The organism is Centipeda infelix ATCC 43532 (genome assembly GCF_000234095.1).
GTDB classification, from domain to species: domain Bacteria; phylum Bacillota; class Negativicutes; order Selenomonadales; family Selenomonadaceae; genus Centipeda; species Centipeda infelix.
The window spans coordinates 446,244-461,025 of sequence record NZ_JH376799.1; the positions used below are offsets into that span (position 1 = coordinate 446,244).

Here is a 14,782-nt window from a genome sequence, read left to right on the forward strand (position 1 = left end):
GGAGTCTTTATCAGCGGTTCAGCTCCTGCACGAAAGGATCACTTCGCAAATACGATCCACCGCAGCCTCCTCCAGATCCGGATAGATCGGCAGTGTCAGCACGCGATCCGCAACAGAACGGGCAACGGGGGTCTGTTCCACATCATACTTGCCGCGGAAGCAGTCAAACGTATTTGTGAGCGGATAGAAATACTTGCGGCTGTGTATATCCGCCCGTTCCAATGCAGCAAAGACCTCGTCGCGTGTGCTGCCAAATGCCTTTTCATCGAACACAACGGGGAAATAGGCATAGTTCGGCACGACATCCGCCTGCGGTGTGTTCAGCTGCACGCCGTCGATGCCTTCCAGCCGTTCGCGATAGCGTTCCGCAACGACCTTGCGCCGCGCGATATCTTCCTCTACATGACGCAGATTGCACAGCCCCATCGCCGCACAGAACTCGTTCATCTTCGCATTCGAGCCGACACCGTCGACACACTCCGCATCGCGAATGCCAAAGTTCTTCAAGCGATACAACTTCCTTCCAAGCTCCTCATCGCGAAAGCATGCCGCGCCGCCCTCGATGGTGTGAAAGACCTTCGTCGCGTGGAAACTGAAGCACGCAACATCCCCGTACACTGCCGTACTCTTTCCCCGATAACGCACGCCGAAGGAATGTGCGGCATCGTAGATCACCTTCAGCCCATATCTGCGGGCAATGCGCTCGATTTCCTCCACGCGGCAGACATTTCCATAGACATGGACAGGCATAATGGCAGATGTGCGCTCTGTAATCAAGAGCTCAAGCTTCGTTACATCCATCGTATAGTCATGCGGGTCAATGTCGCAGAATACCGGCTCCAATCCGTTGCGTACAATCGCGTGCGTCGTCGAGGCAAACGTGAACGGTGTCGTGATGACCTCACCCGAGAGATTCAGCGCCTGCAGCGAGAGTTCGAGTGCCATGTGCCCATTCGTAAAGAGCTCGACCTGCGCAGCGCCGAAAAAGTTCCGCAGGGCTGATTGAAACTCCTGATGCTTTGCCCCCATATTGGTCAGCCAGCGCGACTGCCAAATATCGCGAATCTCTGCGATGTACTCCTCCATCGGCGGCATCGACGACCGCGTCACCATGATGCTCATATCCCGCCTCCCCTCGATCAATCCTCGTCCATCTGCAACACAAGCGTCGTGTCAATATCAAAATCAATTCGACAATCCTTGCGGAGGGCCTCCGCCATCGCTGCATACACACATAGAAGATCGTGGAACTCCGTCCCTGCCCAGAGCTCCGGAATCATCGCAGCAATCCGAAGGACTTCGCTCGCCATCTTGAGCCATTCCACAATTGCCTTGCGCCGCGTACCGAGATCATGGAGGAACAGATCTCGCTCCATCGCCTCACGGATCGTCAGTGCCCAACAGATGGCAGCACAGACGCGGGTTCTGTACTGCAGCTGCTCATTGCCCGGATGCATGCGAAATTTACTGAGCGGTGTCGGAATATACATCATATTGCCCTGACTGAGCAATCGAAGCCACATGGGGAAATCCGATATGAGATACTTCCCCTCTTTTCCCGAAAAGCCAAAATCATGTCCATCCCGCAAAAACTCCTTTCGGAGCAGGGCCGTGGTCGGCTCTCCAATAAAATTTGTTAAACTAATGAGGATTCCTGCCCCAATTTGTTCGCCGCTGAACTTCTTGCATTCATTCGTGATCGGTGCCGTCGTGTCCGTATCCGGCAGCTTGTTGCCGTTCACATCCATACATTCCCGATACGAGGTGACAAGACTAAGATCGGGATGTGCAAAGAAACAGTCCATCATGACCGCAATCTTATCCGGCAGGAAGAGATCATCGTCCATCAGCCAGTTGACATAGTGTGCATCCGCGTTGTCATAACTGCGGGCACGTGTCCAATTCTCCGGTGCCCCATAGGAGGGATGATGTTCGTAGTGAATGCGCGGATCGCTTGAGAAATCGCGCCGCATCATGTCCGCCGTCTCCGTGTTATGCGAGTTGTCCGTGATGAAAATGTCCAGATTGCGATAGGTCTGTGCAAGCACGCTCTCAAGAGCGAGACGGAAGTAGTGCGGCCGCTCAAACGTTGGAATAATGATCGAGACGAGCGGATAAATCTCCGATGAATACGTGTCGAGAAACACCTCTTGGCTCGCTTCATCCACTGCACACGCCCGCTTACGTGTGAGCAGCCACGGATCATCCTGCTGCGGCAGGACCGTACGATACCCCTTGCGGCGAAATTCGATGCACTGCGCTTCCGCAAAAAAACAATCGCCATGAAAAAGGTCACTGCGCCACGGGATATCGTACTGTGTGGCGATGAGATCTGGGCTCACCGCCATGACCTCCTCCGTCGCCCCCTCGACCGCCGCTCCATGAAAGGAGGTATCATCGGTATAGAGCAGTCTGCCCTTGAGCATCGGCGATGCGCCAAGCTCCCCCGATGTCGAGAGCTGTGCTGTGCCAACGAGCCCCATAATGCCGATTGCGGGATCCTCCGCAAATACGCGCAGCATCTCCGCAAAGAAATTCAGCCGCAAGAGGATGCTCCCCGCCGACAAATAGACCTTATACTTCGCATCGCTCTCGTGCATCGCACGCTGATAGGCAGCAGCGACATTCCCATCGACAGATACCTCAATCAGCTCCACGGTAAATCCCGATGGCACATCAATTGCATCGAGATACGAACGGATGGCAGAGCCTCCGCCCACATCGCACTGTGCAATGACTGCGATTTTCCTGTCATTCATAGCGGCTTTCCCTTCTATCGCCAAAGTCCATGTCTCTGCAAAAATGCAGCCGGATCGTTCATGACATCCAGATTGTCGTGGATCTTCTCTAGCGGCCAGTCCCACCAGCGCAGATGCAGGAGGGCTTCAATCATCTCGGGTGGAAAACGGTACTTGATGATCTGCGCGGGGTTGCCGCCCACAATCGCATAGGGCGGTACATCCTTCACAACGACACTGTCCGCCGCAATGACAGCGCCATCCCCGACCGTCAGAACCCCGCTGTCGCCCGCCGCTTTCAGTCGGCTGCCGCGTCCGATCCAAACATCCGAGCCAATGTGTACCCCACCCGCAGGACTCTTATACCCCAGAGAGGAACACCAATCCTCCGTATCAAAGTCCATGCAGCCGGGATCGTATGTGGTGACACGGCGATAGTCATGTTGGTTATTTAGTCCAACCTCAAGAACAATATGCGGACCAAAGGACGTGTAGTTCCCGACGCGCACCTCCTGCGCCCCGCTGCGATAGCCCCACTCGATTCGCCCTCCGACTCTGCTCTTTACCCCAACCGAAACCATACGTGAACCGTACGACCAGACGCGTGGAATCTCCGCATGCGTCGCATCCAAGAAGTTTTCTTCCCGATCCGTAAGTTCCGCCTGAAGTGCCCCATAGCCAACATTTTCCGCGAAGAGGCGCGGCACATCCAGCCCCGACATCCGAAAGATGCGCCCGTCGAGCAATGACGCACGCGGAATCTCGGGGGCATACTGCCTGAGATATGCGAGCATCGGATAGAGCTTCGAGCAGGAGAGAAGCACACGCTGCACGCTCACCGTCTCCGACGCCCCCTCGATCGAAAGCCCCTGTCCCGTGCAGGTTGCATAGCCGACGATCGAAAGTGTACCATCCTGCTCCGCACGCCGATACCGAGGAACAAGCTCCTCATCCAAGTCGCCGCCGAGAACGACAAGCACCTTCGTACACATGGGCATATCCCCTTCCGTTCAAATTGCCGAAATCACACGGCTCATGGTCCGAATGAGATCAACACCGTCCCAGACGAGCGCAAAGTCCATCGTGCGCCCCATCGGCACGATGCGGTCAACACCTGCAGGACGCATGGCGAGCACCGCCCGCAGGAGACTGTCCCGTTCCACGCCGTAATACGAAAGCGTCTGGCACGAAATGCCGCACAGCGGTCGTATCTCTGCAAGTTCCTGTGCCCGATATTCAATAAAGAAGCCGCTTCCTGCCTTGTATGCTGCAAGTTCCTCCGTCAGCTCCGCCACACAGACGCGCGTGATCAGATTGTCCTCCATAGGTATTTGCTGCGCTGCAGCGTGCACGCCGAGCCGATAGAGCTGGGTCAGCTTATCCACCGCCTGAACGCCTTGCAGCGTGTAGCGCTCCCTCACAAGCGTATGCAGGGTGCTCCAAAACACCTCCTGCGCCGCCTTGACCTTCTCTGCTGTGCCGAGCCATACGACAAAGTGCGGCGCGGTACACGCATTTTGATCGCTGAGGTACGTGTCATTGTAGAAATCCTGCGCGATCCGCCCCTTTTTCTCTGCAGCGAGATAGGCAGGGGCATCAATCACGGCAAGCGAATGACGGTCAGCAAACGTGATTTCATTCGCGCGCGGAGCAAGGGGCGCGCGGCGTATCGCTTCAATCGTCGCATCGCCGCCCCAGATCACGCGTGTATTTGCAAGCCGTGAGTAGTGCTCGGTTACGTCCTGCTCGTGTCCGTAACGGACGAAGAGGAAGTAGTGGAGAAGTGCAGGGAAGTCCACCAGCGTCTCCGCGAAAATCCGACAGAGAACATCGACCTGCGGGAAGTCTTTCGACGGCAGACGCACAATGCTTGCATTTCCCGCAAGAAATGCCGCAAGGCACGAGTAGGCGAAGTTCACAGCTACATTCGAGGGTGCGATGTGAAAGACAATGCCGCGTCCAACCCGATTCCTTTCCGCATCATAGAGCTTCTGCATCTGACGCAGCGCGGCGGGGCGGCACCAAAAGCCGAGTGTTACGATATCGGGGTACGCCTTTGCCTCCGCATCTGCGAGAATCCTTGCCGAGAATGCGGCAAGAAAAGCGACCGCCTCCTCCGAAAAAATTGGAAGCGGGCGCACATCCACCATCCGCGCCTCGCTTTCCGCACCGCCGAGCACATAGGTCACGCCGTCAAAATGCTGCCGCATAGGCATCGCTGCACCCCCTCAGTTCCGCTTGCTTCAGCCTGCCGAGCACCTTGAAATACTTCCCCTTGCGCCCGCACGGGCAGTCATCCTCACCGATAAGAACACCCTCGTCCTCCGTTAGGAGCGCGTGCCCAGGGTATGACTCCGGCAGGAGTGAGACCACCTCGATGATGCCGCGCTCACCGAAGGCTGCGGGCGAGAAGTCCAACGGACGGCGCACAATGACATCGGCATACGTACTCGTGTGAAGATGTCCCTCCGCACATTCGAGATGAATGCAGCCCGTCTGCTCGACCATACCGTAGTAGTCCGCAACATCAAGATTGCCGCAGGCCGTACGCAGCGCCGCACGAAACGCCGCAGGCGTAACCGCCTCAGAGGCGAGCTTTTTCCAGCCGCCGCCATGAACCAGTATGGCATTCGAGAGATCAAGACGCTCGCCCGCCGCCTGCAGCGCCTTGTAGAAATGCTGCCACACCATAAATGTGAAGCCAAAGAGCAGGATGCGCTCGCCCGCGTGCTCTGCGAGAAATGCGCGAATGGCATCCAGCTGGAGCTCCATTGCGTCATTCAGCGCATAGATCTTCTTGCGCCCGAAGAGCGAAAATCCGAGGATGCCCGCCCCGCGTGCCGAGAACATCGCACGATTCTTGACGACGGAGGGACAGTCGAGGATGAGCATTGGCATACGGCTGCCCCCGATCCGATCGGAGACAATGCGCACGAGCGTCTTCTGCTGATTTGTTGCTGTCCCGCGATCGAGGAAAATGCGCGATACCTGCTGCCCCGTTGTCCCCGACGAGGTCATCGTCTTGAACACGTCCTCCTCCGCCACACTCCGCAGCTCCATCTCCTTGAAAAGCCGCACAGGCAAAAAGGGAATATCCTCCACCGAATGAACGCCCGCAGCAGAAAAACCAATCGTCTCCATCATGCGCGCATAGGGCGCGCAATGCGCCCTATGCTGCTCCGTCAGACGCAAGAGCTCCTCATATATGAGTTGCTGCTTCTCCTCACGTGTTACGCCAAACGGCGGCAGAGCAAGCACTTCCTCATACGTCATAATACTGCTCCAATTCGCGATAGACCGTCTTGCCCGAAGCATTTTTTGGAATCTCGGCAATACACTTTGCCGTAAACGCCGTGTGGTGCAGCCCGAGCTTTGTACTCAAAAACGGCACAATCTTGGGAACAAGTACCTCCTGCGTCACAAAGACATAGAGTTGATCGTCAACCCCCGCACACGCAACCTCAACTTCACCAAACTGCCGACGGAGAATATGCTCGACCTCCTGCAAATTCGTCCGCTTGCCGAACATCTTCAAAAAGCGCCGCTTGCGACCGACGATGGTATAGTACCCATCCGCATCGCGCTGCGCAAGATCGCCCGTCTCATAGCGTCCATGACGCTCATCGCCCCGTGCGAGATCCGCGCCGCTCTCCGCATAGCCGAGCGTGACATTTGCGCCGTAGTAGACCAGTTCACCGACCGTATCCGTGTCTGTGATTTCCTTTCCCGCCTCGTCGGCGAGCGCGAACCTGCCGCCCGGGATCGCAATCCCCATCGCCCCGACTTTTTCCAGTGCATACTGCGGCGGCAGATACCCCATACGTGCCGTTGCCTCTGCCGCACCGTACATCACGACGAATTTCTTCCCATACGCATCTGCATAGGCAGCAAACTCGCTGTGCAGCTCGGGATCGAGCTTGCCGCCCGCCTGCGTCAGCGTACGGAGCGCGGGGAGATCCATGCGGAAGAAGCGGAGCCGCTTCAGCATCGCGTACGTATAGGGGACACCGGAGAGGTTTGTGACTTCTTTTTCCCGCATAAGCTGCCAAAAACTGCGGTCAAAGAGCGTTTTCTCCGTCACAACAACGGAAGCACCGACAGCGAGGTGCGTATTCAGAACAGAAAGCCCATAGACATAGTGCAACGGCAGATTCGTAACAGCACGTTCATCTTCGTGAAGATCCAAATACTGCACAATGGACTCTGTATTTGCCTTGAGATTATCATAGCTCTGCCGCACCAGCTTCGGGCTGCCCGTCGAGCCCGATGTTGTCATGAGGAGCGCGAGATCTGCGTGGAGCGGGTATGGATACTGCTCCCCCATATCGTAAAGGACACTGCCATCGATGTGTAAAACCTGCGTATAACGATTCAAAAAATCGAAATGCGCTTCCTCTGCAAAAATATAGGCCGGTGAATACTGCTCCAAAAGGCTTCGGAACAGGCCCTCATCCAAATCCTTATCGACCATAACGGGAACAATCCCATGATTGATAAAGCCCACATATGCCGCAATCGTTACAAGTGTATTGCTGCATAGCAAAAATACCAACGAGCGCGTTGGTATCATCTCCGCAATTTGTTCTGATGTATCAAGCAGTTTGCTGTATGCCCAAACCTCATTTTCCATGAACAGCGCGGGCATCTCGGCAAAAGGTTTCAGATCGAAAAACACGGATACAGCCTCTTAAAATGTGATGTTGTAATTCTTCGACAGGATCTCTTTTCCATGATCGAACGAATTAAAGTCAATGATGTCATCGGTGTCCATCATGATATCAAAGGCATCCTCGATGGCAGCCACCAACTCCATGTGTCCGACCGAATCCCACGCACTGATGGACTGATATGTGAGCCCCTCCACATCGTCCTTGGAAACGCCAAGGTTGTCAGAAAATATCTGCGTGTACTTCTCCAAATTCGTCATGGTATTTTCTCCTTCTCTGCAAACGTTATTGGTTGTTAATTTTTCTGGAAAGGGTCAACGGCAGATCATAACCGTCCCAAACAAAGGACAGATCAAGACTGTGCCCTACGGGAACGACTCGATCTCCTCCCCTCAGCCCCTTTTGAAAGATCATCTCCTTGATTTTATCATGCAGATGATCTCCCAGATACGTAACGGTCTGACACGACTTGTCAAGGACGCACGCCAGTTCATCCAAGCTTTCTAAACTATATTCGAGAAAGTACCCGCAATTCCCTTTATAATCCATCACACCCTCATACAGTTTCGGCAGCTCGATCCGCACCAACGCATTATTCTGCCGAATCTCCTCGATGCCGGGACAGGCATCCGCGAACACTGCTGTTTGCAGCAGCTTTTCCGACCCGCTAATATCGCTCAGTCGATACTCTTGATTTACTTTTTTTTGAAGGCTCTCCCAAAAAAGCTTTTTTGCCTGATCGACGCGTTTTCCTGTCCATAGAACCAGCCGCGTTGAACTGCAGGCATTCTGATCGGAATAGTAAGTATCAAGATAAAAATCTCCGGCAACAATTTGATGGTCCATCTGCAAATATGCATCCGCATCAATCACAGCAATCGAATACCGATCCGCAAACCCCAGCTCCACGCATCGGGCTTGTGTGGAGTTTCTTTTTATATCTTCGATCGTTTTATCGCCCCCCCATATCATTCTGAGATCACAGATCGATGACAGCACGCGCGTCGCCTCGTTGTCATGTGCATATCGTACAATGCAGATGTAGGGACGCAAATCTTGAAACTCCCTCTGTAAAAGCATGCTGACCGCCTCACACAGCAGATCAACCTGTTCAAATTGTTTGTTGGATACGCGGATCACAGATGCATTTCCGGCGGTCAACGCATAGACAAGGGAAACCGCAAACTGCACGGGAATATTCGAGGGCGCGATATGGAACGCCATCCCCCAGCCGATTCTTCTGCCAAAGGCTTCATATTTGGCGGCCTCTTTTTTTATGGATGCCTTGCGAAGCCAAAAAGCAAAGGCGGCGATATCCCCATACGCCTTCGCTTGGGGATCACGGAGCAGCACCTCGGATAATCTCCCCAGAAAGGATACGACATCTTCTGAAAACATCGGCAGTGCCCGTGTCTTCTCCATATTGCAGAGGACATCCATATTTCCGACTAAAAAGTCGATGTCCCTATATATGTGCTCCATAGGTATCGCTGCACCCCCTTATTTCCGCCTGTTCCACCCTGCCTAGGATACGGATGTATTTCCCTTTTCTTCCGCACGGGCAGTCATCCTCCCCCTCGATGATACCTTCATCCTCCGTGAGAATTGAGTGCCCAGGGTACGAATGCGGCAGCGAAGACAGGAGTTGAATGAACCCGCGCTCTCCTATTTTGCACGGGGAAAAATCACGAAAACGGCGTATCATCACATCCGAATAGATGCTGGCATGAAGGTGTCCATATTCGCATGCAGCATAGATACATCCTGTCTGTTCTGCCATTCCATAGTGATCCACATAATGTTTTATTCCACAGACAGCCTGCCCCATTTTCTGGAAATCTTCATTGGAAATTTTCAGATTAACTAACTTTTTCCAACCACCTGCCGTAAGCAGATAGGCGTTCGACAAATTGGCGGTTCTTCCTGCTTGCTTTAATCGCCGGAAAAGATGCTGCCAGACCATAAAAGTGAAACCAAAAATAAGGAATCGATCAGCTCCGTGTGCTTGAATAAAGTCATCCAGTACATCTTCCTTGAGCTGCATCTGTTCATCCAGTGCAAAAACCATGCGTCTGGCGGCAAATTCCAGCCCCATGATCGTCGCACCTCTCGTGGTAAAGTTTCGTCGATCCTTGATCACCGCATCCGAATCAATCACGAGCATCGGCAGTCTGCGGTTCCCGATAAAGTCTCCCAACAGTCTTAGCAGCACCTTCTGCTGCAAAACAGCCGTTTCTCGATCCAAGTAAATCCTTGACTGTTTTTGACCGCTTGTTCCCGACGACATCATCACCTTGAAAACAGCATCATCTGATATACTCTTCATCTGCAATTCTTTGAATGCACGAATGGGAAGAAACGGCACATTCTCCAGTGTTTTGACACCAGCTGGATCATAGCCGATGGCATCCAAATACCTTTGGTACGGAATGCAGCGATGCCGATGCCATTCGGTCAATTCTCGCATAGCAGACAATAAAAGCTTTTCCTTTTCAGCTTTCGGTAATGCATACGGGGCAAGCTTGTGAAAGACTTCTAGCATATCTCCATCCCTGCACTATTCCAGATCATCCGACAGAAGCATCTCATCGGCTTCCATATCGCGTTTCACTTTCTTGCCAACCACACGCGCAAACTCATTGGGAGGTATTCCATCCCCCGGACGTTTTGCGTCAAGATCTTCCATCGAAAGCACATGCCCCGCAGGAAGATGCTTCGCGGCAACAATGCTCCTTCGCATCTTTACCCGCTGTGCAAGCTCCTCTTCCGTCACGCTTCTCTCATAAGCCCCCAGCGCCGACGCAACATTTCGACATTCCCGCACCAACTTCTCCATTTGTTCCGGCTCGGTCGCCATCTGATTATCCCAGCCAATCATGCTGCTGTCGAGGGTAAAATGCTTTTCGATCATCACTGCCCCAAGTGCCGTTGCGGCACACGCAGCTTCACTTCCTATGGTATGATCCGAATATCCGACGCTGCATTCTGGGAACTCCTTTTTCAGCATGCGCATATTATTCAGATGAACATGTTCATGCGCCACGGGATACAGTGAAACACAATGAAGAATACAAATCTGATGATTGCCTCTGCCCTCAATCGCACGAACAGCCGCCCTGATTTCGTCAAGCACTGCCATTCCCGTAGAGAGTACAATCGGAACCATACGCCCTGCAATATACTCCAAGAAAGAAATGTTGTTGATGTCCATGGATGCGATCTTGATATACGGAACGTCACACGCATCAATCAAGAGATCAACCTCACTGCGGGAATAAGGTGTGGATGCGAAATCAATGCCGCTCTCCCGGCAATAGGAGGACAGTTCCACAAGCGCCTCCGGCAAAAGTGCAAAGCCCTTCACCATGCGCCGCGCGATCGGGTTCTTTGTGTAATATGTCTTGCTGTAGAGAGAGGTCTCCGTCCATGACTGGAATTTGACCGCATCACAGCCACACGCCTTCGCCGTATCGATCATTTTTTTTGCGACGTCAACCTTTCCCCTGTGGCTGGAATTCAGCTCAGCCACAATATACGGGCGCGCTTTATCCAAGTACATTCCACAGGCCTCCTTCGCTTAAATTCAGTTTCATCGTCACCCCCAATGCTTGAGATTTTCGACCTCCATCAACTACAATATTTTGCCCAGTAACGAACGATGCCATATCCGATGCCAAGAATAAAATTACGTTTGCAACTTCTTCCGGAGCCCCCTGCCGTTTCAATGGGGTCTCTTGAAGTATTTTCTCCTTGAGCGCATCGCTGCGCGCGTGCCACATATCCGTATCAATAAACCCGGGAGAAACCGCATTCACCCTAATGCCGTACTTCCCGAGTTCGAGCGCCATCGTCTGTGTTGAAAAAAGCACAGCTGCTTTGCTGCTCCCATATGCGAGCCCGCCTTCCACCGCTTCCATCCCGGCAACCGAGGCCACATTGATGATCGCGCCCTCTCTATTTTTCATCATATACCGTGATACAAGCTGAGCCAACTGCACCTGTGACATAAAATTCGTATACATACAATCTTCAATTACCTTGATTGTGGTCATCGAAAATAATTGTTCCACGGAGACTCCCGCATTATTGACCAAAACATCAATGCGCTTTTGGCTGTTTCCAATGGTTTTAACTGCTTTTTTGACTGCGTCCGCATCTGTGACATCAAAATAAAGCAGATGAATTTTCGTTGCATACTTCTCCGATAATGTCTTAATATTTTTTTCAAATTCTTCCGTCTGCCGTCTTGCACAAGCCCAAATGCAGGCATGATGTTCGGCAAATTTCTGTACCGTTGCCCATCCAATGCCCCGATTCGCTCCTGTAACGACCGCAACTTTACCGTTCAGCATTTTTCTCCACTCTCTTCGGTCGATATTTGTAAAATACAGAGGGAATCAAAAGTGTCACTTCTGCCTCACAGGCGAGTTCACCATCCACATACCCTCTAGACACACCTTTTCCGATTCCTCTCGTATACGATTTTACTTCTGCAACAATATCTAGGCGGTCCCCAGGACGAATTTTTTTAATGAATTTGACTTTACATTCTACACCTTCAATATTGATATCCTCGACCCCATCCATCGTATTGAGTGCAATCGTCAGCATTTGACACAGTGCTTCCATCTGAACGGCACCAGGCATAAGAGGCTTCCCTGGATAATGTATGGGAAAAAACCACTCATTATTGGTCAGGTTTTTATATCCCTTGGCATATTTCCCAGGCACACATTCCGTTACTCGATCAATATAAAGAAACGGATAGCGGTTCGGCTCGTATTTCTGGAGCTCATCACTATCAAATGATAAAATTTTTTCTTCTGCCATATTGGTGTAACCTCGCTCTCATCTATTTCCGAAATACCCTATGCTCATCATTTCCCTTTGTTACTCTGGCAGGGTTCCCAAGAACAGTACATCCATCCTCCACCGACCGAAAAACCATGGAGCCCATTCCGACGATGACGTTATCTCCTAAATTTGTGCGTTCCTTCATCGAGGAATTCAGACCGATAAACGTATTTTCACCGACGGTAGAGCCGCCACCAACCGTTGCCATCGGACATACAACGGTATTCCTTTTCAGATGTGCATCATGTCCGACGACTACATGGAATCCCAAAAGACAGTTTTCCTCCATGATGGCATTGGCCGACACGATGGACTGTGCATTGACAATACACCCTGGGGCAATCTGCGCCGTAGGTGAAACTATGGCAGAAGGGTCAACAAGGGTTGCCAGCTTATAGCCGCTTTCCTCAATGCGTTTCAGCAGAGAAGCACGTGCCGCAGGTTCCCCGACGGCAATAACAAATTCAAATTCTTCCGCTGCGATTGTTTCACACGAGGAAAAATGAACGCGCTCTGTCCCGTAATACGGCGCTTCTTCCTCAAAATCATCAACGAGATAAATGTTAGAATATCTGCAGGATAAAGCATTCACGCGCTCTGCCAAGTCATAGACCTCGATGGCAGCACCGCTTGCTCCATATATAAATAAAATCATCTATGAATCTCTCACAAACCTATAGGACTTGTAGATGTCTGTCCGATCATGCGACAGCCCCTCGCACAACTCTATATACCATTAGGACAAGCCATTCGTGTATTCGCACAAGAAAGAGCTGCCTCCGCACGAAAACAGCTCGTAAAGCGCTCCATACGGACACAGCTCATGATATTCCTCCGCCATTGGCCCACTCTCCTCAGAACAGCCCTGTAATCACGCCGTCCTCGGTGATGTCCATGCCCATCGCCGCAGGTGTCTTCGGCAATCCCGGCATGGTGAGGACATTCCCCGTGAGGGCGACGACGAAGCCCGCACCGCAGGAGGCACGCAGCTCGCGCACGGTGATGCGGAAACCCGATGGACGGCCGAGAAGCGCAGGGTTGTCCGAGAACGAATACTGCGTCTTTGCCATGCAGACGGGGGTCTGCGTCATCCCGAGTGCCTCCATCTCCGCAAGCTGTTTCTTTGCCGCGTCTGTGAAGTCCACGCCGTCCGCACCATAGATTTCTCGGGCGATGGTTTCGATCTTCTCTGCGATACTTGCCTTCTCATCGTAGACGGGGTGGAAGTCCGCACGTTTACCGAGAGCTTCCGTCACGGTATCTGCAAGAGCAAGACCGCCCGCACCGCCCTTCGCCCAGACCTCGGAGCGCACACACTTTGCGCCGAGCCGCGCACAGAGTTCTTCGAGGAGTGCAAGCTCCGCTTCGGTATCCGTTGGGAACACGTTGACGGCGACGACGGCGGGTACACCGAACTTGCCAATGTTCTCAATATGTTTTTCGAGGTTTGCCGCGCCTTGCTTAAGCGCATCGAGGTTCTCCGTGCCGAGCTCGTCCTTTCCCGCGCCGCCATTCATCTTGAGCGCACGCACGGTGGCAACGATGACCGCCGCATCAGGCGCAAGCCCCGCAAGGCGGCACTTGATGTCAAAGAATTTCTCCGCGCCGAGATCTGCGCCGAAGCCCGCCTCTGTGACAACATAGTCGGCGCAGCGCAGCGCGTACTTCGTTGCCATAACGCTGCTGCACCCGTGCGCGATGTTCGCAAACGGGCCGCCGTGGATGAATGCGGGCGTGCCGCCGATGGTCTGTACGAGGTTTGGCTTGATCGCGTCCTTAAAGAGGAGGGTCAACGCGCCCGTCGCGCCCAGTTCGTCCGCATGGACGGGACGGCCGCTGCGCGTCCAGCCGATGAGAATGCGCCCGAGACGGCGTTTCATGTCCGCGAGCCCGTCTGCAAGGCAGAGGATCGCCATCATCTCCGATGCGACCGTAATGTCAAAGCCCGACTCGCGCGGTACGCCATGCACGCGCCCGCCAAGGCCCGTAACAACGTGGCGCAGGGCACGGTCGTTGATGTCGAGGACACGCTTCCACACGATGCGGTTCACATCGAGGTCGAGCGCATTCCCCTGAAAGATATGGTTGTCAATCAGCGCGGCAAGAAGGTTGTGTGCCGTCGTAATGGCGTGAAAGTCGCCCGTGAAGTGGAGATTGATGTCCTCCATCGGTACAACCTGTGCATAGCCGCCGCCTGCCGCACCACCCTTCATCCCAAAACAGGGTCCGAGTGACGGCTCACGCAGGGCGACGATGGTCTTCTTCCCCTGAAGGTAGAGCGCATCGGCAAGCCCGACGCTCGTCGTGGTCTTCCCCTCGCCCGCAGGGGTCGGATTGATCGCCGTGACGAGAATGAGTTTGCCACTTTTCCCCGTTGCACCCGCAAGTGCCTCGGGGATCAGCTTTGCCTTGTACCTGCCGTACGGCTCAATGTGTTCCTCGGCGATGCCAAGGCTCTTTGCAATCTCCGCGATCGGGCGCAGCTTTGCTGCGCGTGCGATTTCTACATCCGATTTCATTGAC

General features: G+C 53.3%; 14 protein-coding genes. All 14 read right to left on the reverse strand.

The features are described from left to right. Nucleotides 1–18: 18 nt before the first annotated feature. The 14 genes from HMPREF9334_RS08210 to HMPREF9334_RS08275 all read right to left on the reverse strand — a co-directional run bounded on the left by HMPREF9334_RS08210 (nt 19) and on the right by HMPREF9334_RS08275 (nt 14,778). A complete protein-coding gene (locus HMPREF9334_RS08210; RefSeq protein ID WP_006693001.1) occupies nt 19–1,122 on the reverse strand; it encodes a DegT/DnrJ/EryC1/StrS family aminotransferase in 1,104 nt (367 codons plus the stop codon). Nucleotides 1,123–1,139: 17 nt separating this feature from the next. Continuing rightward, the gene (locus HMPREF9334_RS08215) at nt 1,140–2,759 is read right to left on the reverse strand and encodes a glycosyltransferase (RefSeq protein ID WP_006693002.1); all 1,620 of its coding nucleotides are present in this window, start codon (nt 2,757–2,759) and stop codon (nt 1,140–1,142) included. 14 nt (nt 2,760–2,773) lie between these two features. Further along, nucleotides 2,774–3,730, reverse strand: coding sequence for a CatB-related O-acetyltransferase (locus tag HMPREF9334_RS08220; protein WP_006693003.1), 957 nt, complete (start codon nt 3,728–3,730; stop codon nt 2,774–2,776). An 18-nt stretch (nt 3,731–3,748) separates the two neighbouring features. Continuing rightward, nucleotides 3,749–4,948, reverse strand: a complete 1,200-nt coding sequence (locus HMPREF9334_RS08225) for an acyl-CoA reductase (RefSeq protein ID WP_006693004.1) — start codon at nt 4,946–4,948, stop codon at nt 3,749–3,751. Then, complete coding sequence (locus HMPREF9334_RS08230) at nt 4,932–6,011, reverse strand: LuxE/PaaK family acyltransferase (protein WP_006693005.1); 1,080 nt, start codon at nt 6,009–6,011, stop codon at nt 4,932–4,934. The genes HMPREF9334_RS08225 and HMPREF9334_RS08230 overlap by 17 nt, the downstream gene beginning before the upstream one ends. Continuing rightward, complete coding sequence (locus HMPREF9334_RS08235) at nt 6,001–7,413, reverse strand: AMP-binding protein (RefSeq protein ID WP_006693006.1); 1,413 nt, start codon at nt 7,411–7,413, stop codon at nt 6,001–6,003. Before HMPREF9334_RS08235 ends, HMPREF9334_RS08230 begins: the two co-directional genes overlap by 11 nt. A 12-nt stretch (nt 7,414–7,425) precedes the next feature. Beyond that, the gene (locus HMPREF9334_RS08240; RefSeq protein WP_006693007.1) at nt 7,426–7,665 is read right to left on the reverse strand and encodes an acyl carrier protein; all 240 of its coding nucleotides are present in this window, start codon (nt 7,663–7,665) and stop codon (nt 7,426–7,428) included. A gap of 25 nt (nt 7,666–7,690) precedes the next feature. Next, a complete protein-coding gene (locus tag HMPREF9334_RS08245; protein ID WP_245535241.1) occupies nt 7,691–8,827 on the reverse strand; it encodes an acyl-CoA reductase in 1,137 nt (378 codons plus the stop codon). Between the two features lie 43 nt (nt 8,828–8,870). After that, nucleotides 8,871–9,947: a LuxE/PaaK family acyltransferase gene (locus tag HMPREF9334_RS08250; protein WP_006693009.1), complete on the reverse strand. Its 1,077-nt coding sequence runs from the start codon at nt 9,945–9,947 to the stop codon at nt 8,871–8,873. A 15-nt stretch (nt 9,948–9,962) separates the two neighbouring features. Beyond that, on the reverse strand, nt 9,963–10,964 hold the full coding sequence (locus HMPREF9334_RS08255; protein WP_006693010.1) for an N-acetylneuraminate synthase family protein: 1,002 nt from the start codon (nt 10,962–10,964) through the stop codon (nt 9,963–9,965). Beyond that, nucleotides 10,951–11,757, reverse strand: a complete 807-nt coding sequence (locus HMPREF9334_RS08260) for an SDR family NAD(P)-dependent oxidoreductase (RefSeq protein ID WP_006693011.1) — start codon at nt 11,755–11,757, stop codon at nt 10,951–10,953. Before HMPREF9334_RS08260 ends, HMPREF9334_RS08255 begins: the two co-directional genes overlap by 14 nt. After that, nucleotides 11,744–12,235, reverse strand: a complete 492-nt coding sequence (locus HMPREF9334_RS08265) for an ApeI family dehydratase (RefSeq protein ID WP_006693012.1) — start codon at nt 12,233–12,235, stop codon at nt 11,744–11,746. The genes HMPREF9334_RS08260 and HMPREF9334_RS08265 overlap by 14 nt, the downstream gene beginning before the upstream one ends. Before the next feature lie 22 nt (nt 12,236–12,257). Continuing rightward, nucleotides 12,258–12,914 (reverse strand): acetyltransferase, encoded by a 657-nt coding sequence (locus tag HMPREF9334_RS08270; protein WP_006693013.1) that lies wholly within the window; start codon nt 12,912–12,914, stop codon nt 12,258–12,260. 199 nt (nt 12,915–13,113) lie between these two features. Further along, nucleotides 13,114–14,778 (reverse strand): formate--tetrahydrofolate ligase, encoded by a 1,665-nt coding sequence (locus HMPREF9334_RS08275; RefSeq protein ID WP_006693014.1) that lies wholly within the window; start codon nt 14,776–14,778, stop codon nt 13,114–13,116. Between the last annotated feature and the right edge of the window lie 4 nt (nt 14,779–14,782).